Raw genomic sequence first — 26,968 nt, forward strand, 5'->3', positions numbered from 1 at the left:
GGTGTCGTCCACCGGGTGTCGTCCGGCGCCATCCCGTGGCGGGCTTGCGTCCGTTGCGGGATGGCGGCGTTGTTTTTCCGGAATCAGCCGCGGACGATGCAGCGGAAGCCGATATGGCTGGTCGGGCTGTCGATGGATTGCGGGTGGCGGGCGGCCGGGCGGTAGCGCTGGCAGTAATTGGGGGCGCACAGATGCGACCCGCCCTTGATCACCTTGCGCCCCATCCGCGTGCCGTCATAGGGGTCCATGCTTTCGCGCAGGGTGGCACCGCGCGGATTGTCCACGGCGCAACAGGCCTTGGCCGGCTTGCGCGGGTTCGTGCCGAACCAGTCATGTGTCCATTCCCAGACATTGCCGACCATGTCGTAGAGACCATGGCCATTGGCGGGAAAGCGGCCCACGGGCGTGGTGCGGAAATTGCCGTCTTCCTTAAGCGTCTGGTGCGGGAAGGTGCCTTGCCAGTAATTGGCAAGGATGGCGCCATCGGGGGCCAGTTCATCGCCCCAGGCATACTCCTTGTCCTCCAGCCCGCCGCGTGCCGCGAACTCCCATTCCGCCTCCGTCGGCAGCGCCTTGCCCGCCCATTTCGCATAGGCTGCGGCATCGGCATGGGCGATCTGGACCACGGGATGGTCCTCCAGCCCCGCGATGCCGCTGTCCGGCCCGGTGGGGTGGCGCCAGTCGGCACCGGGTACGAAGGCCCACCAGCGGCCATGATTGTCGAGCGGCACGGGGCCTGCGGTCTTCTGGAACACTGCCGACCCGGCGACGGCCAGCGACGGGTCCATGCCGGGATAAAGCCGCGGATCGGGTGGGAGTTCGGCAAAGGTGCGATAGCCCGTTGCGGTCACGAAGGCGTCGAACTGCGCATTGGTGACGGGCGTGGTGTCGATCCAGAAGGAACCGACCCGGACCCGTCGGCGCGGTTTCTCTTCCGGATAGAACCTGTCGGACCCCATGGTGAAGGTGCCGCCCGTAATATGGGCCATGCCGGTGAAGCGGTTCTGGCGGGCGTCGGGGCGCTTTGTGTCCGACATCGATCTTCTGCTCCTGTCGTTCCATGGGCCGGGCCGTTGCCGTCCAGTGCCCGACCCATCCATAGCATTCCGGCGGGCCTGGGGGCGGCCGGATGTGAATGGGGCTTGATTTATATGATTTATATGTATTTAAAATCAGATGCAACACCGACAGGGTCGAAAGCAAGGTAAACAGGGGAGCGGCGACAATGGCAATATCGGGTACAAGGCAATCGGACAAGCGGCCCCTGGGCCGGATCGGCCGCCGCGCCCTCCTGGCCGGCCTGCTGGCCACCGCGACCCTGCCGCTGGGGGCGACCGCACAGGAGGGGGCGGCTCAGCGTCCCGACATCGTCGTCTTCCTGGCGGATGATCTGGGTTATCGCGACACGGTTCCCGGTGGGGATGTCGATGCCCGGACGCCCAATCTGGCGCGCCTGGCGGCGGAAGGCCTTTCGTTCGACCAGGCGTTCGTCGCCTCTCCCGCCTGCGCACCCAGCCGGTCGGCGCTGCTGACGGGCATGATGCCGGCCCGCAACGGGGCGGAGGCCAACCATGAACGCAGCAGCCCGGCACTTCGAAAGCTGCCCTCCTACCTGCAATCCCAGGGGTATCAGGTCGTCGCCATCGGCAAGGTCGCCCATTACGAACATACGGCCACCTATGGCTTCGATTATCACGCCAACGACACGTTCCACGATGATGCGGCCATTCCGGAGGCGATCAAATGGCTGAAGGCCCGCAAGGATGACCGGCCGCTGGCCCTGTTCGTGGGCAGCAACTGGCCGCACGTGCCCTGGCCCGTATCGACCGACGGCTTTCAGCCAGAGGGGTTGTCGCTGCCGCCCAAGACGGTGGATACGCCGGAAACACGCCAGGCGCGGGCACGCTATTACGCCGCCATTGCCCGCATGGATGCCGAACTGGGTGACGTGATGGCTGCCGCCGACAGGGTTCTGGGCCGCGACACCCTGTTCATGTTCTCATCCGACCATGGCGCGCAATGGCCCTTCGGCAAATGGAACCTGTATGACACCGGCACGCGCACGCCGCTGATCGTCCGCTGGCGGGGTAACACGGCGCCGGGCACGCGCACCGATGCCATGGTCAGTTGGGTCGACATCCTGCCTACCCTGGTGGATGTTGCGGGCGGACCGGCACCGGCGGACATCGATGGCCGTTCCTTCGCGGCGGCCCTGCGCCCCGGCGGCCGCTTCGCGGGCCGTCCGGAAATCTTCACCACCCACAATAATGACGGCAATTTCAACGTCTATCCGGGCCGGTCGATCCGCACGGCCCGGTGGAAATATATCCACAATCTGAACCCCGACCATTTTCACACAACCCATATCGACCAGCCGCTGAAGCCGGGGGACGATGCCTATTTCCCTACCTGGCGGCGCGCAGCCGACGGTGATGCGGAAGCCAGGCGGATCGTCGATGCCTATTACCGCCGCCCGGCGGAGGAACTGTACGATCTGCAGGCCGATCCGGATGAGACCCGGAACCTGGCCGACGACCCGCGCCATGCGGCCACGCTGAAGGATCTGCGTCGGCGGCTCGACCGCTGGCGGGCCGGGCAGGGGGACAATCGTCCGGTGAAGGGCAAGCCGCACCTGGATGCCGCCCCGACGGGCGGGAGGTGAGGTCCGGTGGTCGTGCGGAATGTTGCCCGCATATATCTGATTAATTGACCTTGCCCGCTCTTGCGGCGCAGACTTATACCATGAGCCTCTGATCTCGGCTCGTGTCGTGATCAAAGGCTTCGGCGGCATACGGACGCCACCGCGCCGGTCGGCGCGGATACCAAGGGGCATTCTCCATGCCCGTTGGTGCTATACCTGACCGCAGCGATGCCTAACAATTTGGCAGGGAAGGCTGGAATTTTGTCGAGCGAACTGACGGGGTCTGGAGAATTCAAGCCTGAGCTGGGTCGGAACCTGACCTATGGTCTTCTTGACAATCTTGGTCGGGCGATCGTGACGGGCCGTTTTCACCATGAGGCTTTTCCGACGGAAGCGGAGCTGGCGAAGCAGCACGGTGTCAGCCGTTCTGTTACGCGCGAAGCGGTGAAGATGCTGACGGCGAAGGGCTTGCTGAGCGCGCGTCCGCGTCAGGGTACGGTTGTGCAGCCGACCTCGTCCTGGAACCTGTTTGACACGGATGTTCTGCGCTGGCTTTTGGAGCGTCAATTTTCGATTGAGCTTTTGAAGCAGTTCAGCCAGTTGCGTGTTGCGATTGAGCCTGAGGCGGCGTCGCTTGCGGCTCGATTTGCCAGTGTGCAGAGCCTTCGGCAGATCAATGAGGGTCTGGAGCGTATGAAGGCTGCGGAACGCGGGGCCGATGACACGCTTGAGGCGGACATCGCGTTTCATGTTGCGGTGCTGCGGGCTTCCGGGAACCCGTTTTACATGCAGTTCCGGGAGGTTGTGGCGACGGCGCTGCGCACGTCGATCCGTTTCACGAACCGGATCAAGGGGCGCACGGCCAGCGTGGCCGATCATACGGCGGTGCGCGATGCCATCGCGGCGGGCGATGCCGACCGCGCCCATGCCGCCATGCGCCATCTGATCACCGATGTCCTCCGGCTGATCGATCAGGCCGAGGAAAAGGGCGCCGCCATCTGACGGCGCCCGGCCCGGCTGTCAGCGCGGGGTATAAAGCGGGTCCGCCATGGACTTCAGCGTGGCGGGGGTCAGTTTTTCCACCGCCCGGTCATAGGTCAACAGGCCGTTCAACTCGCTTTCGACGTCCGTGGTCTGGGTATAGACCGCGGCGGCCAGGCCCTCCTTGCGATATTGCCGCACGATCTCGTCGAATTTGGTGCGATAGCGCGCTTCGTAGTCTGTCTGGTCCTTGGCGATCTGATAGATGCGCAGGTCGCGGTCGGGGAACCAGAGATGGCCCCGCTTGGCCAGCCCGACGCCGCCATATTCGCCGATCACCCGCACCCGGCCACCGCTGGCCTCGGGCACCAGCGGCACTTCCTCGTAAGTGTGGATGTCGTACACCTGCGATACATCGCCCGCCGTGTCCAGCCAGCCGCTGGTGGCATTGATGATGCGGCTGGGGTCCATATTATGGACCAGGGTGGCAACGGTGCGGGCATCATACTGGCCCCAGCCTTCGTTGTTGGTGACCCACATGACGATCGACGGGAAGGCGCGCAGGGCGCCAACGATGTTCGCGGCTTCCAACTGGTATTGCGCCATGGCCTGCGAGGTGAAGACCGCCTCGCGGTCGCTTTCCCGCCGCACGGCCTGATCCGCGAAGCCGCCCGAAGGCAGGTCCTGCCAGATCAGCATGCCCAGCCGGTCGGCATCATAATAATAGCGGGCCGGTTCAACCTTGATATGCTTGCGCAGCATGTTGAAGCCGGCCTTCTTCAGGAAGACCATGTCGCTTCTGGCGGCCTCCTCCGAAGGCGGGGTCAGCAGGCCGTCCGGCCACCAGCCCTGATCCAGGACGCCATTGTGGAACAGGGGCTTGTTGTTCAGCAACAGGGCGGGATGGCCCGTGGACGGGTCCTTCCCGACCGATATCTTGCGCATCCCGAAATAGCTTTCGACCCTGTCGCCCGCCCCGGCGGCCGGCGTCAGGGCGGCATAGGTCGCCGCTTCCCGGGCTGAATGCGAGGGCAATTGCCGTTCGGGCCGCTCGGCCCCCGCTGTCGGGTTGGGTACCTGCACCAGCTCGGCGGTGAGGTCGTAGAGGAAGGGATTGTCGGGCGACCAGAGCCTGGCATCCGGGATGGCCAGTTCCGCCCTGCGGTTGCCCCGGATCAGGGTGGAGGCCACGGTTTTGCCGCCGCTGCGCACGGTCAGGCGGACGGCGTCGATAGGCCTGGCCGGACCGCTCAATGCCACATCAACGGCCACGATGCCGCGGTCGATATCGGGGGTGGCGCGCACCTCGGTGATGTGCAGGTCGGGAACCGGTTCCAGCCAGACGGTCTGCCAGATGCCGCTGACGGCCGTGTACCAGATGCCCCGCGGGTCCAGCACCTGCTTGCCGCGTGGCTGGTCTCCGGCCGAGGTGGGGTCGGCGACCAGGACGGACAGGCTGTTCGCCCCGTCACGCAGATAGGGGGTCACGTCGAAGCTGAACGGATTGGACCCGCCGCGATGGCTGCCGACCAGCCTGTCATTGACCCAGACCGTGGCCTCGAAATCCACGGCCCCGAAATGCAGCAATGTCCGCTTGCCGGACCAGTCGGCCGGCACCGTGAAGTCGCGCCGGTACCACAGCCTGTCGTCGGGCAGCAATTTGCGCGCAACGCCCGACAGTTTCGATTCCACGGCGAAGGGCACAAGGATACGGCCATCCATCCGGTCGGGCTGCGGCGCGCTGGCCTTGGTGATGGCGTAATCCCACATGCCGTTCAGGTTCTGCCACTGTTCGCGGGCCATCTGGGGGCGGGGATAGCTGCGCCAGGCGTTTTCCGCCGTCACCTCCCGGCCCCATCTGGTCATGATCGGCCCCACATAGGCACCGTCGCTGGCTACCGCCGTGCCGGGCTTTGCCGTGGCGGGCTGGGCCGATACCGGGGCCGTCGCCAGATGGAAGAGTGCCGCGGCACCCGCCAAGAGCAGAATTTTCCGCACTGCCTGTCCTTTCCTGTCCCTGTAAGCGACCTTCTGCCGCTTTGTGTGAATATAAATACGATATATTGAAGGGTGCTGTGCTTCAACGCCTTTCCACCTCCAGCCTTTCCGACCGGGCGCGGTTGCCCGGTAAAACGGCTAAAGCCAGGGGCGGCATTGCCCGGCGGAGGAGCCGGCTTCCCTTTTCTTTCCTGTTGCGGAAACGATCCGACCAAATATTATTGATATTATCAATATTGCCAGAAGGCCGACCTATGCTACGGTGGGGCGGCAAAGGCCGGTCACAGGCCATGACGGGGAAAACCCAGGGGGAGGAGAACGGGTCCGGTGAAAGCGCATCGCATTGCCCGGTTGCTGGCGGGTGTCAGTTGCATGGTTGTCGCCTTTGCGACGGGGATGGGCACGGCAATGGCCGCCGACGCAATGGCCGCCGACACGCCGGCCGCATCCCGCCCGAACGTCGTGGTCATCCTGCTGGATGATGTCGGCTTTTCCGATGTCGGCGCCTTCGGCGGGGAGATCCCGACACCGCGCATCGATGCGCTGGCCAGGAACGGCCTGGCCTTCACCCAGTTCTATAACAGCGCACGCTGCAGCCCGTCGCGGGCATCGCTGCTGACCGGCACCTATCCGCATCAGGCGGGGCTTGGCCATCTTGAAGGGGTGGACGTGCCCGGCGCGCAGGGGCTGCGCAGCCGGTTGACCGACCGTGTCGTCACGCTGGCGGAAGTGCTGAAACCCGCCGGCTATTTTACGGCGATGGCCGGCAAATGGCATGTCGGCATGTCGCGCGGGGTCGGGCCGTGGCAGCGTGGCTTCGACCGGTCGCTGGCCACGCCGTTCGGGGAGCTTTATTATCCGGAGCAGTCGCAGCCCATCGCGCAATGGGTCTATATCGACGGGCGCAGGGTGCCCGCCAACGCCCCCGAGGTGGGGGAGGGCGACTGGTATTCCTCCGACATGTATGTCGATTGGCAGGCCCGTTTCATCACCCAGGCCCAGGCGGAGGGAAAGCCCTTCTTCCTTTACATGCCCTTCACGGCCGCGCATTTCCCGCTGATGGCGCCGGCGGCCGATGTGGTCAAGTTCAAGGGCCGGTACCGGGAAGGCTGGGATGCCCTGCGCCGCGCCCGTTTTGAGCGGCAGAAGACGCTGGGCATCATTCCCGCCAACGCCGAACTGCCGCCACCATTGCCGAACAGCTATGATTGGGACAGGCTGACCGATGCGGACAAGGAGCGGTTCGATACGATCATGGCCGTCTATGCTGCTGTGATCGCCCGCGTCGACCACGCCATCGGCACGCTGGTGGACCGGCTTGAACAGGCCGGCGAACTGGACAATACCCTGATCCTTTTCATGTGCGACAATGGCGGCAATGCGGAGAGCGGGCCCGATGGCCGCCTGTCCGGCAAGGGTAAGCCCGGCGGACCGGACAGCGTGGTCTGGGCCGGCATGAACTGGGCCACCTTGCAGAACACGCCCTTCCAGTATTTCAAGCATTTCACGGAAGAGGGCGGGATCGCCACGCCGCTGATCGCCCATTGGCCGGATGGGATCGACCCCGCGCTCCGTGGCACCCTGGTCGATGCGCCGGGTCATCTGATCGATGTGATGCCGACCGTGGTGGAGATCAGCGGCGCCACCTATCCCGCCCGCCATAATGGTCACGCGATCCTTCCGATGCAGGGCCGTTCCATGCTTCCCGCATTCCATGGCGAGGCGCTGGCGCGTGACAAGCCCCTCTTCTGGGAGCATGAGGGCAATCGCGCCGTCCGGGACGGCAAATGGAAGCTGGTGGCCCGCTTCGAGCAACCCTGGCAATTGTTCGACATGTCGACCGACCGGGCGGAAATGCACGACCTGTCGGCAAGCCGGCCGGACCTTGTCCGTGCGATGGCCCGGCAATGGGACGACTGGGCCGCGCAAAGCTTTGTCGATCCGTGGCGCCCTGAATATGACCGTCATCTGAAGGGGCGCAAACGCCAGAACTGGGGCGGCGCCGACAGGATCGACCGGCCCTATGCGGTGATCGAATAGCGGCCGGCCTGCTGGCGGCACCGGCCCCGCCGGGTCGCGCGTTGAAGATAGCCCCGGTTCTGGGGTAGATGCTGATATATCTTATAATAGAGGTTCCGGACCAGATGATCAGACTTGGACTTGTCGGGATCGGCAAAATCGCACGGGACCAGCACGTGCCGGCCCTGGCAAACAGTGGCGATTTCGACCTGGCCGCCACGGCCAGCCGCCATGGCCGGGTGGAAGGTGTGGAGAGCCACAGCACGGTTGCGGCAATGCTGGCGGCGCGTCCCGATATCCGGGCCGTATCGCTCTGCACCCCGCCCGCCGGGCGGTTTGAGCAGGCGCTGGACGTGATCCGGGCCGGCAGGGACCTGATGCTGGAGAAGCCGCCGGCCGCCACCGTGTCGGAGGTGGAGGCGCTGGCGCAGGAGGCGCGCCGGCAGGGGACGGTGCTGTTCACCACCTGGCATTCCCGCGAGGCGGCGGAGATCGATGCGGCGCGTGACTGGCTTGCCGGACGGCGGATCGACGCCGTACGCATCCGCTGGATGGAGAATATCCGCCAGTGGCATCCCGGCCAGGACTGGATATTGGCGGCCGGTGGTTTCGGCGTGTTCGATCCCGGGATCAATGCGCTGTCCATCGCCACCCGCATCCTGCCGTCGCCGCTGACCGTCCTGGATGCGGTGCTGGAGGTGCCGTCGAACCGCGCCAGCCCCATCGCGGCCCAGATCCGTTTCCGGACCGGCGACGCCACCGGTGATGCCCGGCTGGATTTCCTGCAGACCGGGCAGCAGACCTGGGATATCGAGGTGGATACCGATGCGGGCATGCTGCGCCTGGGTATGGGCGGCAGCGTCCTGGAATTGCCCGGCGAGATACCGATAAGCGGCGAGAACCAGGAATATCCGCGTCTCTACAGCCGCTTTGCCGAACTGGTGCGCAGCCGGCAGAGCGATGTCGACCTGCGCCCGCTCCAGTTCGTGGCCGATGCCTTCATGATCGCCGACCGGCGGATCGTCCAGCCTTTCGAGTTCTGACAAGGCGGTTCCGGCAAACCGCCCAACCAAGTCGCGGAGACTGATAATGTCCAATCTTTCTCGCCGTAAGCTGCTGCTGGCCTCGGCGGCCCTTTCCCTGACCCTTGCGGCCCCCTTCGCGGGCCGGGCCGCGGTGGCGGCAGAGCCGCCCGCCCGTCCCAACATCGTCGTCTTCCTGGCCGATGATATCAGCTATAATGACGTCTCGATCAGCGGTGACCGCAATGTGCGCACGCCGGCGCTGGACCGGCTGGCGTCGCAGGGCATGACGTTCGACCGGGCCTTCGTGGCTTCCCCGACCTGCGCGCCGAGCCGTGCCGCATTGTTGACCGGCATGATGCCCGCCCGCAACGGGGCGGAGGCGAACCATGACCGGACCAGCGCCGTGGTCCGCAAGCTTCCCTCCTTCCTGCAGGAGCAGGGCTATCAGGTCGTCGCCTTCGGCAAGGTCGCGCATTACCAGCATACGGGTACCTATGGGTTCGACTACTACGCCAACGATACGTTCCACGACCATAAGGGCATTGCCGCCGCGGCCGAATGGCTGAAGGCGCGCAAGGACAAGCGGCCGCTGGCACTGTTCGTCGGCAGCAACTGGCCGCATGTGCCCTGGCCCCGCACCACCGAGGGTTACGCACCCGACGCCATCACGCTGCCGCCCAAGACGGTGGACACGCCGGAAACGCGCGAGGCGCGGGCCCGGTTCTATGCCGCCGTGACGCGCATGGACCAGGACCTGGCCACCACGATGGATGCGGTGGACAGCATTCTGGGACCGGAAACCTTCGTCCTTTATTCGGCGGATCACGGGACGCAATGGCCGTTCGGGAAGTGGAACCTGTATGATACGGGCACGCGCGTGCCGATGGTCGTGCGCTGGAACGGCCGGGTGCAGGCGGGAACCCGGACGAATGCCATGGTCAGTTGGGTCGATATCCTGCCCACGCTGGTGCAACTGGCCGGCGGCAGGCAGCCCGAGGGGATCGACGGGGTTTCGTTCTCCAGCCTGTTCGGTGTCGGCAGCGGGCCGGCGGGCCGGCCGGAGATTTACACGACCCACAATAATGACGGTCGCATCAACACCTATCCCATGCGCAGCATCCGCACGGAACGCTGGAAATACATCCAGAACCTGCTGCCCGACACGCTGCACACCACCCATATCGACCTGAAGGTGGCGCGCACGGATTCCGGCGTCTATTTCCCGTCCTGGCGGGAAGCGGCGGAGCGGGACCCGGCGGCCAAGGCGATCGTTGATGCCTATTACAAGCGCCCGGCGGAGGAATTGTACGACCTTCAGGCCGATCCGGACGAGCAGGTGAACCTGGCCGCGGACCCACGCCACGCCAAGCAGTTGAAAGAACTGCGCACCAGGCTTGATCGCTGGCGCAAGGCGCAGGGCGATACCGGCCGTATTCCGGTCCAGCCCCGCGTCGAGCGGGGCCCGATGCAAGGCGAGGATGATTGAACCGTCCGGCCCTGATCCCGGCGGGCAGTGATGAAAGCCGGGATCAGGGCATTCACCGCTCTGGCCCCTGGGGTCGGTACCCCGAGCCGGCCCCGCAAGGGGCGCCGATACAAACGCCCCGCGGTTCATTGCCTCTGATGGGGGGCATCGGGTCCTCATCGGGAAGGGCGGAGGAATGCCAGGGTGACCCGCGTGTCGGGGGCGGAAACGGCGATGCGCCTGTTCCGCTTTCCCCAAGACAAACCGGGGCCCATCAACGCAATGCGAAGGGGGCATTGCTGTCCAGCGTGCTTACGCTTCAAATTATCATATTGGACCTATTTATATGATTGATGAGCGTACAGGCATTTGTTAGTTCGGCAGTGTGTGAGAAAGGGGCTTCCGGGGAAGGGGGCCTGTGACAAGGGAGACGAAGATGCGCCTTGGATATCTGGTCACGGTCTCGGCCGTTGCATTGTGCGCGGCGATGCCCGTGGGTGCGCAGGAGACGAGGGGGACGACCAGCGCCGCGGAGGCCGATCCCGACGCGGAAGCCTCGCAGGGGACAGTGTTCCAGGAAGTGGTTGTGACCGGCATCCGGCGCAGTCTGGAAAGCGCGCAGTCGATCAAGCAGAATTCCGATCAGATCGTGGATTCCATCGTTGCTGAGGATATCGGCAAGCTGCCGGACATCACGGCGGCGGAATCGGCATCCCGTATCACCGGCCTGCAGGTCGAGCGGGCCCAGGGCGAGGCGTCCGGCGTGCGCATCCGCGGTCTGCCGGATTTCACCACGACCTTCAATGGCCGTGACATCTTCATCGCTGATGGCCGGACGATGAACCTGCAGATCTTTCCGTCGGGCAGCATCTCCCGCCTTGATGTCTATAAATCCTCCACGGCCGAACTGGTCGAGCCCGGTATCGCCGGCCTGGTCGATGTGCGCTCCCGCAAGCCGCTCGATTTCAAGCGCGACCGCGTGTTCGGCGGCATTGCCGGCGTGCGGCTGCACCAGTCGCGGGAAACGGATGTTGAAGGGAACCTGCTGATCAGCAAGCGCTGGAACACGGGCATCGGGGAGATCGGTTTTCTGGTGAACGGCTCCTATGCGTCGGCCAGCTATGTCGATTCAACCCGTGCCAATGCCCAGACCATCGCCCGCCGCGTGATCGCCGGTACGTCCGAACCGATCCGCCATCCCGATTTCGTCAATGTGAATTATGCCGTTGCCAGCCGGGAACGGCCGTCGGCCAATTTCGCCCTGCAATGGCGCCCCCATAGCGACCTTGAGGTCTATGTGGACGGCATCTATCAGGGGTTCCGCAACAGGGGCCAGGGCCGGAACCTGCAGGTCACGGTCGGGCCGGCCGCGCAATTGTCGAATATCGAGTTCTTTCCGGGCACCAACCTGGTCAAGAGCATGGATGCCACGGGCGGCGCCTTTCCAACGGGCACGCAGAACGTGGTCAAGACCGACACCAACACCTATCAGGGTGGCGGCGGCTTCAAATGGAAGCATGACGACCTGAAGCTTTCCGGTGACGTCGCCTATACCAAATCGACCTACACGATCCTGACCACGGGCTTCAATTTCACGCTGCAAGGCGCCCCGCTGAAACAGTTCGACTTCGATACGGACAAGGGTGCGGGCGGCGGCACCGTGTTGCTGTCCAATTTCGACATGACGGCGCCGGCCAATTACCGCATGGTCGGCCTGGCGGAGACGGGGTCGCGTTCCGGCCGCAAGGGCATGCAGGCCCGGCTGGATGGTGAATACCAGATTTATAGCCCGTTTCTGGATACTTTGCAGGCTGGTATCCGCTTCAGCGACCATGATGCCTTTGCCTACAACTACAACCAGAACAATATCGCGCAGCCCGGCTCGCTCTACTCGATCCTGCCCCTTCAGTTCGAACAGGCGAAGGCCGGTTTCCGCAATGACAAGGCCGATTCCCTGAAGACCTTCCTGGTGCCCACGCGCGCCTCGCTCGTGGACCAGATGGACTATCTGCGCGGCCTTGCGCGCCTGCCGACGCCGGGCTTCGCCGATCCCACCTATCTCAGCAACGAGAAGGATTATGCCGGTTACATCCAGGCGCGATATTCCTTCGATGCGGGTTTCCCCGTCGATGGTGTCGTCGGTGTGCGCGCTGTGCGCACGGAAGACCGGATCAACGGCTTTGCGCGGGAAACGATACTCAATCCCGCGGGCGGCCAGACCGTGGTGACGACCCCGATTTCGCGCAAGAACGGCTATACCGACATCCTGCCCAATATCAGCGCGCGGCTGCGTCCGTTCGATGATTTTCAGGTCCGCACGGCCTTCACCAAGACGCGCACGCGGCCCAGCTTCGGCAATCTCAACCCGACGCTGACCATCGGTCTGCCGCCGACCATCTGTATCGAGGATCCGGCCCTGCCGGAGAACGGCCCGGACAATCCAGGCTGCGTGCGCACGGCGTCGGGCGGCAATGCCGATCTCGACCCCATCACCTCGTCCAACTACGACATGTCCTTCGAATATTATCCGTCGCGATCGACGTCGGTGACCTTCGGGCTGTTCCGGCGCGACGTGAAGGGCTTCATCTCCACCTACACCGTGGAGGTGGACGACGCCCAGTTCCGTCGCCTGCGCATCACGCGGCCGGACAATGGCGGCAAGGGCCGGATGCAGGGGATCGAAACCGGCTTCACGACATTGTTCGATGCCGACTGGATACCCGGCTGGCTGCATAATTTCGGAACGCAGGCCAACTACACCTATATCGACCATTCGTCCGAACTGCCGGCGGAACTGGCGCAGTTCCTGCCCGGTCAGCAGAAGATCGCCGGCGTTTCCAACCACACCTACAACCTCGTCGGCTTCTACGAGACCAAGGTGCTTTCGGTTCGCGTCGCCTACAATCACCGTTCAAACTTCATCGTGAACTATCAGCGGCTGAACGATCCCGGCATTGGCGGCCTGGGGCCGGTGCTGCCATTGATCGAGGATGGGCGCGGAACGCTGGATCTGGCGACGACCGTGACGCCGACAGAAAATGTCTCCTTCTCCTTCAATGTGTCCAACATCCTGGGAACGGCGGCCAAGAACCATCGCCAGTTCAATGAACAGGGCGATGCCTATCGTTTCCAGACGCGCTTCCTTGAAACCGTGTACCGGGCGGGGATGCGCTTCAATTTCTGATGCGGCGGACCACGGGCCCCGGCAATGACGGGGCCCGTGGGAGTGCCCACCAACCTGCCCCACCAACCTGCGATATGTCCTCCTTACCGCGGGCTTTCATTTCATGGCTGCCCCGATCGGGGATGTGGGCCGCGGGGAAACCCCGCGGCCCTTGCCGTTCCGGATTGGGTTATCTGCTGCCCGACGGTACGGGCAGGGGGGTACCGGCGCCCACCGGCTCACCGAACCGGGGCCAGCCCTCCTCGGTCCAGTCGAAGCGCTGCATGTGGGGGGCGCGCTTGGGCGTGCATTTCATTCCGGGGCCGGGATTGGCGTGGTAGATGATCCAGTGCTCCTTGCCGTCCGGCGACATGAAGAAGCCGTTATGGCCCGTGGCATAGACACCGTTGGCGCTGCGGAACACGGGTTGTGCGGACTTGGTCCAGGCCGCGGGGTCCAGCGGGTCGGCACCCGGCGCTGCGTGCAGCAACCCCAGCGCGTAATCATCCGACCAGCAGGCGCTGGCGGAATAGACGATGAACAGGTCGCCCTTGGGTCCCAGCAGGAATTCCGGTCCCTCAACGATCTGTCGGCCGCCCTTCTGTTCCCAGGGCTGGTCGGCCTGGGTCAGGATGCTTTCCTTGCCCTTCAGCGTCCAGGGGTTCTCCATCTCCGCGATGGCCAGCCCGCTGGTCGGTCCCACATAGGGGGAATAGACGAAATACCGTTTGCCGCCATGATCGAAGACGGAGCCGTCGATCCCCGGAAGGGCGGTATTGATGCGGCCGCGATCCACCCAGTTCCCTTTCATCGGGTCCGGACCGGTATTCTCAAGAACGAAGACAGCCCGGTGGGCGTCATCCTTGTGACCGCTGGCGGTGGCAGAGTAATAAAGATACCATTTCCCGTCCAGCCGGTGCAGTTCCGGCGCCCAGATGGAATGGGCGTTGGGGCCTTTCTTTGGCGGAGTCCAGATCACGGCCTTTTCTGCCTTGGCAAGATTGGCGATATTGTCTGTCCGCCACAGGGCGATTTCCTTGCCAAGTGTGTGCATATAATAATAGACGCCATCCACCTGGGTGATCCAGGGGTCCGGTCCGGACGGCAGCAGGGGGTTCGTGAAACGGGCGCTGTCGCTGGCCGTTTCCGTTTGCGCGCCGGCGGATGGCGCCGTCAGGCATAGTCCTGCGGTCAGCAGCGGCACCGCCATCAGCAGGGCCAGGGACCGGCGGCCGCCGCGCCCTGTGGCCGCAACCTTCCCGTCAAGCCAGGGACCCGTCGCGGATTTTTCCAACTGTCGTGTAAGCACGTCGCTTCTTCTCCTTCTTGGACGATCGTTTTATCATATTAATGATATCGAAAGCCGCAAGGATTAGTTTGATCCGGCCGTGCCTGTTTCCCCCGGCGGAGCGACCCCTCCGGCGATGTTCAGGGGCCGCGTACCGCCGGTCGCGTCATGTGACGCTGTAGGGCACAACCCGTCTTTCGTGCGCATCCACGCGCAGGGCGCGGCCAATGGGCGGAAAGGCCCGGTGACGGCAGTCCTCGCGGTCGCAGACCTTGCAGTTCGATCCGATGGGAACGGCCGCGTCGGCATCACGCAGGTCCAGGCCGGCGGAATAGACGAGCTGGTCGGCATAGGCGATTTCACAGCCCAGGCCCACTGCTGCCTCACGCGGGCGGGAAAGATAGGAGTTGCCGCGGCTGACCACCGTGCGCGCGATGCACAGATAAGTCGCCCCGTCGGGCATCCGCGCCTGCTGCACCAGGATGCGGCCGGGCTGGGCGAAGGCCTGATGCACGTTCCACAAGGGGCAGGCCCCGCCGAAGCGGGCGAACTGGAACCGTGTGGCGCTGGAACGCTTGGCAATGTTGCCGGCCATGTCCACCTTCACGAAATAGAAGGGCACGCCCGGCATGCCCGGCCGCTGCATGGTGGACAGGCGGTGGCATACCTGTTCGAAGCTGACATTGAAATGGGCCGACAGGCGGTCGATGTCGTGCCGCATGCGCTGCGCTTCCGTCAGGAACCGCTTGTAGGGCAGGATCAGGGCGCCCGCGAAATAGTTGGCCAGGCCGACACGCAGGATCGACCGTGCCTCGATGCTGGACAGTCCCGCCTCGGCCACCAGCCGTTCGATCTCCACCCCATAATCCAGCAGCGCGATCTGGTGGGCAGCGAAGAAGGTCCGGCTTTCGCGCGGTGTGCCTTCGGACACCAGCAATTCCTTGTCGTCCGGATCATATCGCCACAGCACGTCATGGCGGGCCAGCATGGTCGACACCCGGATCGTCACGCCGTGCCGGTCGGCCAGGTGCTGGGCCAGATGCTCCAGCAGCCGGTCCTTGGAGAAGTGCCCCCCTTCGAACAGATCCTCGGCGGCATGGTCCAGCGTTTCGAAATGGTTGCGCTGCTGCTGCACGAAGTCGCGCACCTCGTCATAGGGAAAGGCGGCGGGTCCCGCCACATTGTCTCCGCCGCCGACCTTGTCGACCAGCGCCTTGTATTCCTCGTCCAGCCCCTGATAGGCGCGATAGAGCTTCAGCAGCGATCCCATGATGGCCGGCGCGGCGCGCACGGCATCACGGATGCCCGCGAACGTGACGGAGGCATCCCCGAACAGCGGGTCGCCAAGGACCTCGCGCAGTTCGGAGGCCAGGCGCGTGTCGCTGTCATCGGCGAAATGGCTGGGTTCGACCTGGAAATAGGTGGACAGCCGGATCACGGCCGCCGCAGACAGCGGCCGCTGGTTGTTTTCGATCTGGTTCAGATAGGACGTGGACAGCCCGACCTCGGTCGCCAACTGCGCCTGGCTGATGCCCCGCGTCTCCCGAAGGCGGCGGATACGTTCGCCGGCATAGATTTTTACCGTCATGCTCGTCCCCTGCGGCGCCGGCCAATGCGGGCCGGGCGCCTGTCACCTGCTCCCCGTCAGATAGCATATTTTTCATTTCCATGTGTCGGGGTGTCGTCGGCGGGACAAAACGCTCCGGTGATGAGGTGCTTGAAAGGCCCGCCGGCCCCCGTCAGGGGCCGGGTACGGCTGCCGTCCCGCGGCCCCGTTTCCGTGTCCCCCTGGCGATGGCGGCCTGCCGTGCCGCGCTTGCGAAGGCCGCTGCGAAGGCAAGCATGGAAAGGTCGAAGGCAGCGAAGACCCGGTCGCCGGTCAGCAGGCTGGGCAGCAGGCCGCGTGACGTGGTCAGGGCGTTTACCAGGGGCACCAGCGCCAGCAGCAGGGCGCAGGCCGACAAACCCTCCACCCAGGCGCGCCTGGGGGGGCGGGCGAGGGTCCAGGCCGCCAGGACGGCCCATGCCAAGAACAGGCAATGGATTTCCCATTCCGCCCGGCCGGCCATCGCCGGCGGCAACAGCCGGTTGGCCAGGAAATAGACGGCCAGGCCGGCGGGGGCGCCGGCCATCACCGCGATGTTCAGCCGTTCGACCAGGCGGAAGCCGGCCGGTGGCTGTGCCGGGTCGGGCAGGCGCCCGCGTCGCTTCACGGTCCACAGGACCAGGCCCGTGGCGATCATCGCCGTACCCGCAACCCCGGACAGGAAGTAGAGCCAGCGCAGCAGGGGATCGGCGAAGCGGGCGGCGTGCAGGTCCGTCATCACCCCATGGGTGGCAAGGCCCGGTCCTGCCGCCGGTGGCCTGTGCAGGGGCCGGCCATCGACCGCGTCCAGCAGCAGCGCGCCGTAGCGGTCGCCAAGGCGTTCCACGCGCGGAATGACCGCTGCCACGGCGGCCGCGTCGCCGGGATGATGGATGGTGATGCGATAGGGCAGGGGGTCACCCGACGCCGCCCCGGACCGCCGGATCAGGTCGGGCAGGGGCAGCAGGGGGGCAGCCTCGCCCATCGGGGCCGGCGGCGGCGGCGGGCGCAGGGCGGCGCGGAAGGCGGCGGGATCGGGAAAATTGGCGGCCACGGCCCAGGGCATCAGCGTGAACAGCAGGGTGACCAGACCGGTATAGGTGATCATCACATGGAAGGGCAGGGCCAGCACGGCCGTCAGATTATGGGCATCCAGCCACGAGCGCTGGCCCCTGCCCGGCCGCAGGGTGAAGAAATCGACCAGGATTTTCTTATGGGTGATCACCCCGGTGACCAGCGCCACCAGCATCGCCACCGACGCGATGCAGACCAGATAGCGGGCCAGCCACCAGGGCATGTAATGCAGATTGTAATGGAAGCTGTAGGGGAAGCCGCCGCCGCGAGTGTCGCGCACCATGATCCGGTCCCCGCTGGCGGGATCGAAGGCCGTTTCCCCCGATCCCGCCGCCGGCGGGGCCGCGCCCTGCCAGGCGGCCAGGACCGGTTCCCCACCGCGCGGGGGCGGCAGGGTGATGGTCCAGGCCGTGGCGCCGGGCGCGGTCTCGGCCAGATACGACATGATTTTATCCAGGGCGGTGTCGGTCACCGCCCCCCGGCCCAGTTCGGGCCGCATCCAGGCCGATATCTCCTGGGTGAAGAAGGCCACGGTCCCGAACAGGAAGATGATGAACATCAGCCAGCCGAACAACAGCCCGGCCCAGGTATGCAGCAGGGCCTGCGACTGTCGCAAACGGCTTTCCATGCGGGCGGTTTCCCCTTGACCAATGACCGGGATCAGAAATCGGCCGTGACGGATACCAGGACGGTGCGCGGCGGACCGACCGTCAGCCCCTCGCGCGCGGCCGACTGCCAGTAATCCTTGTCCAGCACATTTTCCAGCGTGGCCCGCAGGGTCAGCGGCGTGCCGCCGGCATCCACGGCATAGCGCAGCCCCAGGTCCCACCGGGTCCAGTCCGGCAGACGCTGTGTATTGCCCACATCCACGAATTGCGGGCTGGTGTAGGTCACGCGGCTGGTCAGGGTCAGCGCCTCCAGGAAAGGCACGTCCCATTCGCCGGCAAGGTTGAACTGGCGCTTGGGCACGGCGGGCGCAGTCCTGCCGTCATTGACGCCGCCCTGCGTGCGGGTCAGCTTGCCCCGGGTGAAGGCCGCACCGCCCAGCAGGCGCACATCCTCGCCCAGCGCGCCATAAAGGCTGAGTTCCAGGCCACGGTTGCGCTGGTTGCCATCCACGTCGAAGCGCAGGCTGACGGGATCGACATAGGAGCTGGGCCGGTCGATCTGGAACAGGCTGACCGTTCCGCCGAAATCACCGAAATCATACTTGGCGCCGACCTCGTATTGTTTGGTGATGAAGGGAGCGAACACCTCGCCGGCATTGACGGCCGCCGTCGGTGCCGTTGGCCCCTGGCTCAACCCCTCGATATAATTGCCATAGAGCGACAGGCGCTCCAACGGCTTCACCACCAGCGCCACGGCCGGGGTGTTGGCCGATTTGTCGTAATGGGAGGTGCGGGCCCCCGTGACGGCATCGAAATTGGCCGTTTCGACCTTTTGATGACGCAGGCCCAGCGTCAGTTGCACATTCTCCCCCGCCGTGGCGATGGTATCGGCCACGGCCAGGCTGGTGATGTCGGCCGTGCCCACCTTGGGGATATGGGTGATGGCGGCCAGGGCCGGCAGCGGATTGCCGGCCGGATTGTACAGGTTGGAGAAGATGGTCGTGCCGCGCACCCGCGCCTGGCCCGACTTCTGGTCCAGCCGGCTGGCGCTGATCACGGGGCTGTGGACCAGCGATCCCGTCGTGAAGCGCCCCCGCAGCCCCGCTTCCGCGGTTGTCGTGTTGATATATTCATCCAGACGCGCCGGCACCGCCCCGATGGAGCCGGCGGCATCCAGCAGCAGCCAGCTTGTCTGGATGCTCTCGAAATCATATTCCCGCGCCCCGGCCGCCGCGAAAAGCGTCAGGTCCGGGGTGATGTCGAACTCCCCCCGCACGGCGCCCGACCGTTCATCGGTCTTCCAATAGGTCCAGTCGGGAAAGAAATTGCCGTCGGCGTCGGGGGCCTTCGGGATGGCCACGCCGGCGGCGGGCGGGAACAGCAGGCCACTGCGCGCATGGGTCAGGCGATACTGGTAGTTCAGATCCGCTTCCAGCCGGAACCGTTCCGCCTGATAATCCAGGCCCAGCGTCGCGGCCTTCAATTCCTCGCTGCTGCGCGCGGGTGCCGTGTCGCCATCGCGGTAAAGCGCATTCAGGCGCACGCCGACCTGTTCGGCCTCGCCGAAGCGCCGGCCGAGGTCGGCGTGCAGGCCCCATTGGCTGTCGCTGATATGGGAGGCGGTCAGGCGGGTAATGGGCACCGATCCGGCCCGCTTGGGCACGAGGTTCACCGACCCGCCCACCGAGCCGGACGGCGCCATGCCGTTCAGCAGCGCGTTGGGGCCACGCAGCACCTCCACCCGTTCCACACCGATCATGGTGCTGGAATTGCGGGGGGAGATGCCATAGAGCCCGTTGAACGCGACATCATAGTTGAACAGGGTGAAGCCGCGGACATTGAACTCGTCCCGGCCCGACCCGCGGGAATAGGTGTTGCGGATCGACGGGTCGCCGGCCAGCACGTCGCCCAGGTTCTGGGCCTGCTGGTTGTCGATATACTGCGCCGTGTAGTGCGTGACGTTGAAGGGCGTGTCCATGATGTCGCGGCTGCCCAGCAGCCCGACCTTGCCGCCGCGCGCCACCTCTCCCCCGGCATATTCGACGGGCAGGCTGCCGATCTCCCCCTGTCGCGGCACGGCGAAGCCGTGAAGCGCATCGCCTTCCACACGCAACGGGCCCATCAGGATGGCGCCATCCGCCGTCTGCGGGGCGCGGTCGATGGTCGCCACCGTGCCTTCCATCCGGAAGGTGAAGCCCGTGCCGGCCAGAAGCCGGCCCAGCGCTGTGGCTGCCGGCAAGGCACCCTGCACCGCATTGCCCTGAACACCCTGGATGGCGGCGCCGTCGGCGGCCACCTGATAGCCCGATTGCGTCGCGAAAAGCAGCAGGGCGTCGGCCAGGGGCTGGGCCTGGATATCGAACCGGCTTTCAGCGGCCGCCTGTGCCTGTGCCGGCAGGGTGGTCAGTATCGGCCCCATGGCCGCCGTCGCCATCCAGAATGCCGTCATCGCCGACCGGCGCGCCCGTTGTCCCGAATTCCTTTGCCCGATACGCACGGTTCCGTCTCCACTCGTTGAGCTTGCCTGGAATGCTAATGCGTCGCAATCCTAAGGTCTGCCAACTCAACGATGGAGCGGAAGCTTTTTACAAAAAAAGTCGATAGCGAGCAGAGGTTCTAAAAAATCATCATCATATCAATAAATTACGATGCAGAGACAACCAGCAGCCAGGGTGTGACGCGCCGGACCTTGCCGCCCAGCGGGCCGGTTATGGTCTCCACGGCCCGGACGGGGTCGCGGACATCATAGGAACCGGTGACGATCCGCCCACCCAGTTCCGGGTCGGTCAGCACGATGGCGCCCGGATAATAGCGGCGCAGGTCGGCGATGACTTCCGACAGGGGCTGTGCCACCGCGACCAGCCGTTGCGCCGACCAGGCACCGACATTGGCCGGGGCGCCCGTACCCCTGACGGCTGGTCCGGCCCAGGGCAGCCGGGCCCATTGGCCTGCGGCCAATGTCGTGGAAACGGCTTCGCCACCCGTGTCACCATCGCGATCGACCTGTACGCTGCCATGCCGGACGGCGACATCCGCGCCACCCGTGCCCAGCCGGACGTTGAAGCCGGTGCCCAGCACCGTGACATGGGCGGCCCCGGCGGTCACGGTGAAGGGCCGGTCCGGGTTCCGTGAAACCTCGAAGAACGCCTCCCCGGCCATCAGGTCGACGGTGCGTCTGTCGCCGGCATACCGCACCCGCACGGCGCTGCCGGGTGCCAGGCGGATGCGGCTGCCATCCTCCAGCGCCAGAACCTGCTGCTCGGCCGTGCCCGTGACATGGTCGGCCCGCAGGCGCAGGACGGCCTGTGGTGTCATTGCCACGACGAGAAGTGCCGCGGCTGCGACAGCGGCCAGTCCCAGGCGCCGCCGGCGCCGGGGTGATATGGCATCGCGCGGCGCAGAAGGGGGGGCGGTGCGGGGGGGCAGGAACGCAACCGACTTGCCCTGTGCCAGAAGCCCCATGACCCTTTCCGCCTGCTGCCAGGCGGCGGCATGGGCGGGATCGGACGCCAGCCAGTGCCGGAATGCCCGCCGCAAAGCATCGTCTTCCGGCTCCTCCGTCATGCGGACATGCCATTGGATGGCGTCCCGCAGGGTCCCGTCCTGGTCTCGCCCGGTCCCGTCATCCGGAGAAGAAGTCATGCGCCCTCCCGCCCGCCGCTTTCAGGGGAATGTCTCCATTCCCGCGGGCCTCTGTGGAGAAAACGATCCAGCAGACGGATTTTCCAAAACATATCCCGCATCAGCCGCCTGTCGCACGCCAGATGGAAAATCATGACTTGCGGGCCAGCCTTTGGGCACAATGCGCCACACCGTCAAGCACGAGCTTGTTGGCCAGGGCGACGGATATGCCCATGCGCTCCGCCACCTCGCGCAGTTTCAGGCCGTCGAACTTGTACAGCATGACGGCCCGGCGCGTGCGGTCGGGCAATTCATCCAGGCTTTCCAGTACCAGCCGCAATTCGGCCCGCGCGCCGGCTTCCGCCTCCGGCGACGGGTTCGCGGCGGCCACGCTGTCGGCCAGCATGCCGATATCGGCAGTCCCCTTCGATATCTCCCGCTGCCGGGCGCGATAACCATCCAGGGCCAGGTTGCGGACGATGCGGTAGAAGTAACGCAGCGGCTCCTGCAGGGGACGGTGGCGCTCCACCTCGTCGATCCGCACCCACGCATCCTGCACGACATCTTCCGCCCGCGCCCGGTCACGCACGATGCCGTTGGCATAGTCCACCAGCGCCTCGCGATGTGCCTTGTAGAGCGATGCGGATTTGATATCGGGCGGCACGGACGGTCACAGGCTCCCTCTCCGGACCTGCTTTGCCGTCGAGGGGGCAGGCATGACCAGGCGATGCGACAGATTATTATTATCGTTTCTATGGCAAACCCTGCCCCCTCGCAATGCCTGTCTTGCGAGGGGGCAGGGTTGCCTTGCGGGGGGGCAGTCCCCCCCACTGTCAGCGCTGTGCGGCCATCCGGAGCGTGACGGGTGGTCAGAGCACGACGGTCTTGCTGGCGTTGGCGAAGATCCGGTGCTCGGCATGCCAGCGCACCGCGCGGCTCAACACCGATGCCTCGATCTCCCGGCCGATGGCTACCATCTCGTCGGCGGTGACGGAATGGCTGACACGCCGGACATCCTGTTCGATGATCGGCCCCTCATCCAGGTCTGCCGTCACGAAATGGGCTGTGGCACCGATGATCTTGACGCCGCGCGCATGGGCCTGGTGATAGGGCTTGGCGCCCTTGAAGCTGGGCAGGAAGCTGTGATGGATATTGATGCAGCGACCCTCCAGGCTGGTGGAGAACTCGTCCGACAGGATTTGCATGTAACGGGCCAGCACCGTCAGTTCGGCACCGCTTTCCTCGATGATCGACAGGAACCGGGCTTCCTGCGCTGCCTTGCCGTCGGCCATGGGCAGATGGTGATAGGGCAGGCCGTGCCATTCCACCAGCTTGCGCATGGTCTCATGGTTGGACACGACCCCCACGATCTCGATGGGAAGCTGTCCGATCTCGGTCTTGTGGATCAGGTCGACCAGGCAATGGCCGAATTTGGAAACGGCGATCAGCACCTTCTGCTTGCGGGCCAGATCCTTCAGGTCGCAATCCAGCGACAGGTCGGCCGCGGCCGGGGCGATCAGCGCGGCCAGCCTGTCGGGGCCGATGGGGCTGGTCAGTTCCATCCGGCTGAAGAAATGGCCCGTATCGGGATCGCCATAGACCTCCGCCGCGCGGATGTCGCAGCCATGGGCGGTCAGCAGCGGGGCGACTGTCGCGATGATGCCGGGACGATCGGGGGAACGAAAACGCAGGACAAGATTGCGGGTCACGGGAAAACTCCGGCTCGGGGCTGGACACGGGCGAACAGGCGCCCGGCATAGGGGGCCATCGTCTGGTCGACGATGATCCGGAAACGGGGCATATGCGGCCCGTCGGACAGGCGTGCGATGAACATGCCGGCATCACCCAGCAGCGACCGGGCTACCGCATCGACGGGAAAGCTGTCGGGCCACAAGTCCAGGGGGCAATGGGCGGCCAGTGCCGCCCGCGCGGCGGTGCCGGCGAGGCAGAACGAAGCGCGGGCATGCGTCAGGTCCACCGCCAGCAGGTCGCCGGCCGTCTGGCCACCGATCCGCGCCACCCAGGCGGCAACCGCCACCTCCGGTCCTGTCACCAGCCATTCACCGGGTGCCAGCCAGGCGACGCTCAGTCCCTGGTCCGCCACCAGCCGGCCGGAAGGTGGCGGGACCATGCCCGTCACCGCCTGAAAGCGCGCGTCGGCATCCTTGCCGACGATACGCAGCTTGGCGACGCCCAGATCCGTTTCCAGGCGGAAGGACAGGTCCGGGCGGACGGTTTCCAAGGCCTCCGGCGCGGTGCGGCGCAGCGTGATTGCGGGTTGCTCAGCCATGCGTGCGCTCTCCTGCGGGATCGAAGAAACGGGGATCGGCGATGCGGGCCGTGCGCCACTGGCCAAGATCCCAGACGCGCACCGTATCACCCATCCGGTCACGCCCGCGTTCCACCAGCCCCATGGCGATGGGCCGGTCCAGCGTGGGCGAATGGATGCTGGATGTGACCCAGCCCTGGGTGCCGGTTGCCGCTGTCGCCCCGGCCGGCAGGACATGGGCGCCCACGGCCAGCGGGCCACCGTCATCGGCCACTTCCAGCCCGACAAGCTGGCGCCGGTCGGTCCGCAATGCATCGGGCCGCAGGGTCGACCGGCGGCCGACGAAATCGTCCCTCTTCTTGGCGATGACGGGGCCGAAACCGATATCCTGGGGATAGGTCGTGCCGTCGGTATCCGAACCGACATGCAGGAACCCCTTCTCGATGCGCATCGCCATCAGCGCTTCGACCCCGAAGGCGGTGATGCCATGGGGCTTTCCGGCCTGCATCAGCGCATCCCACAGGCCCGCCCCATAGCCCCAGGGCACGGCGATCTCATAGGACAGCTCGCCGGAGAAGCTGACCCGCTGCACGCGGGCCGGCACGCCGCCTACGGTGCCCGCGCGATAGTGCATGTGCGGGAAAGCCTCGGCGGACAGATCGATATCGGTGCCGACCGCCTGGAACACCGCACGCGCCTGTGGTCCGGCAACGTTCATCACGGCCCAGGCGGTGGTGACATTCTCCACCGCCACGCGCAGGTGCGGCCATTCACATTGAAGCCATTCTTGGAAAATGTCGGTGATGGCGGCCGCGTGGCCGCTGGTCGTGCCGACCAGATAATGTTCCTCCCCGATGCGGGCAAAGACGCCATCATCGTACACGATGCCATGTTCGTTCAGCATCAGGCCGTAGCGCCCCTGGCCCACCGTCAGCGACCGGACATTGTTCACATACATGCGGGTCAGGAACGCGGCGGCGTCTGGCCCCTTCACCTCGATCTTGCCCAGGGTGGAGGCATCGAACAGCCCGACCGACCGCCGCACCGCGCCGACTTCGCGCGCAATCGCCTGTTCCTCCGTTTCGCCGTCGCGCGGGATGAAGGCTGGACGCAGCCAGGCGCCGTAATTCTCCATCCGGGCGCCAAGTGCCACCTGCGCCGCGTGCGACGGGGTTACAAGGAAGGGGGACAGGTCGTCGCCCACGGCGCGGCCGGCGAAGGCGCCGATCGTCACCGGGTCGAAGGGCGGCCGGAACTTCGTCGTGCCAATGGCCTGTGGCGGGCGGTCCAGCAGGCCGGACAGCACCTGGATGCCCGCCACGTTGGAGGTCTTGCCCTGGTCGGAGGCCATGCCGAGCGTGGTGTAGCGCTTCAGGTGCTCCACCGAGCGGAAATTCTCCCGGCTGGCAAGCTGCACGTCGGCGACGGTCACGTCGTTCTGGAAATCCAGCCAGGCCGTCTGCGCGCTGATATCGCCGTCGGCAAAGCGGCGGGTGGGGCCGACCGCGGGGGCGGCTGGCACCGCCACGGGTTCGCCCCGGACCGTCGCCCGGGCCGCGGCGATGGCGGCGGCCAGGTCCCGGATGCCGGCGGCGGCACCGACGCTGACCGCATCCTGTACGGCGTCCTTGGGCAGAAAGGCCTGCTGCCGCGCGTCATAGGCCAGCGTGCCACCGGACTGCGAATGCAGATGGACGGCCGGGTTCCAGCCATCGGATGTCAGGATGGCATCGCAGGCGATGTGGCGCCGGTCCCTCCCGGTCAGGCTCGTCACCTCCAGCCCGCGAACCGTGCGGCCGCCCTTGGCCGCGACGGGGGCCGAACCGGCGATCACCTCGATGCCGCGTCGGGCGGCCTCGGCGGTGACGGTGCCCGGTGCCGTCCGGCTGTCGACGATGGCTGCGATGTCGCATCCCGCGTCATGCAGCGCGAACGCGGCCTCGTAGGCGCCGTCATTGTTGGTACACAGGACGGCGGTGCGGCCGGGCAGCGCGCCATAGCGCACGGCATAGGTTTGTGCCGCCGATGCCAGCATGACGCCCGGCAGGTCGTTGCCCGAAAAGGGGACCGGCCGTTCAAAGGCACCCGTCGCCAGAATGACCTTGCCACAGCGCACCTTCCACAGACGCTGGCGCGGGCCGGTGCGCTCGGCTGGCGGCAGATGGTCGTTCACCCGTTCGCACAGGGCGACCAGCCCGTGATCATAGAAGCCGAAGGCCATGGCCCGGTTCAGCAGCCGGATGTTCGGCGCGGCGCGCAGCCGGGCCAGCGCCGCATCGCGCCATTCCAGCGGAGGCAGCCCCTCCACCGTGCCGGTTGCCGACAGCAGGCCGCCGCCGAACTCGGCATCCGCCTCCACCAGCATGACACGCCGGTTGCCGGGCTGGGCCGTCGCCGCCAGGGCCGCGGCCAGCCCGGCCGCGCCGGAGCCGATCACCAGCGTATCGACATGGGCGAAGCAATGCTCGTACCGGTCCGGATCGGGCAGGGCGGGGGCCGTGCCCAGGCCGGCCGCCTTGCGGATCGAGGGTTCGAACAGGCTCCAGCCGGGCCAGAAGAAGGTCTTGTAATAGAACGCGGCGGGGATGAAGCGCTTGAACAGCGCATTGACCGCCATCAGGTCGAACTCGACGCTGGGCCTGGCATTGACGGGCGTCGCCGTCAGCCCCTCGTAAAGCTCCACCTGCGTGGCCTTCACGTTGGGGACGGTGGCTGCCCCCTGTTCAAGCTGGACGATGCCATTCGGCTCCTCCAGTCCCGCCGCGATCAGGCCGCGGGGGCGGTGATACTTGAAGCTGCGGCCGATGATGGAAACGCCGTTGGCCAGCAGGGCCGAGGCCAGCGTATCGCCTTCATAGCCCTGGTAGGACCGGCCCGCCCACCGGAAGGTGACGGGCCGCCGCTGGTCGACGGTGGTTCCGGGTCTTGTGCTGCGCCAGCCGCTCATGCCGCAGTTCCTTCCGGCAACGCTTCGCCCATCGGATAGACGGCGGTGATGCGATGTGTGACCGTGTCGCGGGCCAGGTTGAACCAGCGCCCGCAGCCTGCGCTGTGCAGCCACCGTTCCCGGTGTTCGCCCTTGGGGTTGGTGCGATAGAACAGGTAGTCGGCCCAGGCCTCGTCGGTGACGGCGTCATGCGGTCCCGGCCGGGTGATGTGCCCTTCGCCGCCGCAGCGGAACTCCGTTTCCGCACGGGGACCGCAATATGGACAGGTGATGAGAAGCATGTT

18 protein-coding genes are annotated in these 26,968 nt (G+C 65.8%); 6 read left to right on the plus strand and 12 right to left on the minus strand.

Translation table 11 applies throughout. The features are described from left to right. Positions 1-83: 83 nt before the first annotated feature. The gene (locus ABC728_RS05455) at positions 84-989 is read right to left on the minus strand and encodes a formylglycine-generating enzyme family protein (protein WP_445376412.1); all 906 of its coding nucleotides are present in this window, start codon (positions 987-989) and stop codon (positions 84-86) included. Between the two features lie 236 nt (positions 990-1,225). On the opposite strand from ABC728_RS05455, the gene ABC728_RS05460 reads away from it, so the two are divergent. Both ABC728_RS05460 and ABC728_RS05465 read left to right on the plus strand, forming a co-directional pair. Then, a complete protein-coding gene (locus tag ABC728_RS05460; protein ID WP_416622255.1) occupies positions 1,226-2,662 on the plus strand; it encodes a sulfatase-like hydrolase/transferase in 1,437 nt (478 codons plus the stop codon). A gap of 240 nt (positions 2,663-2,902) precedes the next feature. Continuing rightward, complete coding sequence (locus ABC728_RS05465; RefSeq protein WP_445376376.1) at positions 2,903-3,643, plus strand: FadR/GntR family transcriptional regulator; 741 nt, start codon at positions 2,903-2,905, stop codon at positions 3,641-3,643. Between the two features lie 18 nt (positions 3,644-3,661). Here the strand turns inward: ABC728_RS05465 and ABC728_RS05470 are convergent, their stop codons facing one another. Further along, positions 3,662-5,620 (minus strand): glycoside hydrolase family 2 protein, encoded by a 1,959-nt coding sequence (locus tag ABC728_RS05470; protein ID WP_416619272.1) that lies wholly within the window; start codon positions 5,618-5,620, stop codon positions 3,662-3,664. A gap of 327 nt (positions 5,621-5,947) precedes the next feature. On the opposite strand from ABC728_RS05470, the gene ABC728_RS05475 reads away from it, so the two are divergent. The 4 genes from ABC728_RS05475 to ABC728_RS05490 all read left to right on the plus strand — a co-directional run bounded on the left by ABC728_RS05475 (position 5,948) and on the right by ABC728_RS05490 (position 13,313). Then, positions 5,948-7,660: an arylsulfatase gene (locus ABC728_RS05475; protein ID WP_416619271.1), complete on the plus strand. Its 1,713-nt coding sequence runs from the start codon at positions 5,948-5,950 to the stop codon at positions 7,658-7,660. Positions 7,661-7,764: 104 nt separating this feature from the next. Beyond that, a complete protein-coding gene (locus ABC728_RS05480; RefSeq protein WP_416619270.1) occupies positions 7,765-8,682 on the plus strand; it encodes a Gfo/Idh/MocA family protein in 918 nt (305 codons plus the stop codon). Between the two features lie 46 nt (positions 8,683-8,728). Then, a complete protein-coding gene (locus ABC728_RS05485) occupies positions 8,729-10,150 on the plus strand; it encodes a sulfatase family protein (protein ID WP_416619269.1) in 1,422 nt (473 codons plus the stop codon). A gap of 415 nt (positions 10,151-10,565) precedes the next feature. Then, positions 10,566-13,313: a TonB-dependent receptor gene (locus ABC728_RS05490; RefSeq protein WP_416619268.1), complete on the plus strand. Its 2,748-nt coding sequence runs from the start codon at positions 10,566-10,568 to the stop codon at positions 13,311-13,313. A gap of 169 nt (positions 13,314-13,482) precedes the next feature. Here ABC728_RS05490 and ABC728_RS05495 read toward each other — a convergent pair whose 3' ends face one another. The 10 genes from ABC728_RS05495 to ABC728_RS05540 form a co-directional block, all read right to left on the minus strand. Further along, a complete protein-coding gene (locus tag ABC728_RS05495; RefSeq protein ID WP_445376413.1) occupies positions 13,483-14,502 on the minus strand; it encodes a glycoside hydrolase family 43 protein in 1,020 nt (339 codons plus the stop codon). Between the two features lie 244 nt (positions 14,503-14,746). Beyond that, positions 14,747-16,168 carry a helix-turn-helix domain-containing protein gene (locus ABC728_RS05500; protein WP_416619266.1) on the minus strand — a complete coding sequence of 474 codons (1,422 nt, stop codon included), beginning with the start codon at positions 16,166-16,168 and terminating at the stop codon, positions 14,747-14,749. Between the two features lie 151 nt (positions 16,169-16,319). Then, entirely contained in the window at positions 16,320-17,867 is a 1,548-nt protein-coding gene (locus ABC728_RS05505; RefSeq protein ID WP_416619265.1) for a PepSY-associated TM helix domain-containing protein, read from the minus strand. Between the two features lie 32 nt (positions 17,868-17,899). Continuing rightward, a complete protein-coding gene (locus tag ABC728_RS05510) occupies positions 17,900-20,296 on the minus strand; it encodes a TonB-dependent siderophore receptor (protein WP_416619264.1) in 2,397 nt (798 codons plus the stop codon). 194 nt (positions 20,297-20,490) lie between these two features. Beyond that, positions 20,491-21,489 (minus strand): FecR family protein, encoded by a 999-nt coding sequence (locus ABC728_RS05515; RefSeq protein WP_416619263.1) that lies wholly within the window; start codon positions 21,487-21,489, stop codon positions 20,491-20,493. 130 nt (positions 21,490-21,619) lie between these two features. Then, complete coding sequence (locus ABC728_RS05520) at positions 21,620-22,132, minus strand: sigma-70 family RNA polymerase sigma factor (RefSeq protein ID WP_416619262.1); 513 nt, start codon at positions 22,130-22,132, stop codon at positions 21,620-21,622. 205 nt (positions 22,133-22,337) lie between these two features. Next, positions 22,338-23,177, minus strand: coding sequence for a formyltetrahydrofolate deformylase (gene purU / locus ABC728_RS05525; RefSeq protein WP_416619261.1), 840 nt, complete (start codon positions 23,175-23,177; stop codon positions 22,338-22,340). Continuing rightward, positions 23,174-23,758: a sarcosine oxidase subunit gamma gene (locus tag ABC728_RS05530; protein ID WP_416619260.1), complete on the minus strand. Its 585-nt coding sequence runs from the start codon at positions 23,756-23,758 to the stop codon at positions 23,174-23,176. The genes purU and ABC728_RS05530 overlap by 4 nt, the downstream gene beginning before the upstream one ends. Continuing rightward, positions 23,751-26,684 (minus strand): sarcosine oxidase subunit alpha family protein, encoded by a 2,934-nt coding sequence (locus ABC728_RS05535; protein ID WP_416619259.1) that lies wholly within the window; start codon positions 26,682-26,684, stop codon positions 23,751-23,753. The genes ABC728_RS05530 and ABC728_RS05535 overlap by 8 nt, the downstream gene beginning before the upstream one ends. Continuing rightward, complete coding sequence (locus tag ABC728_RS05540; protein WP_416619258.1) at positions 26,681-26,965, minus strand: sarcosine oxidase subunit delta; 285 nt, start codon at positions 26,963-26,965, stop codon at positions 26,681-26,683. Before ABC728_RS05540 ends, ABC728_RS05535 begins: the two co-directional genes overlap by 4 nt. Positions 26,966-26,968: the final 3 nt, after the last annotated feature.

It is taken from the genome of Niveispirillum fermenti (assembly GCF_052474395.1).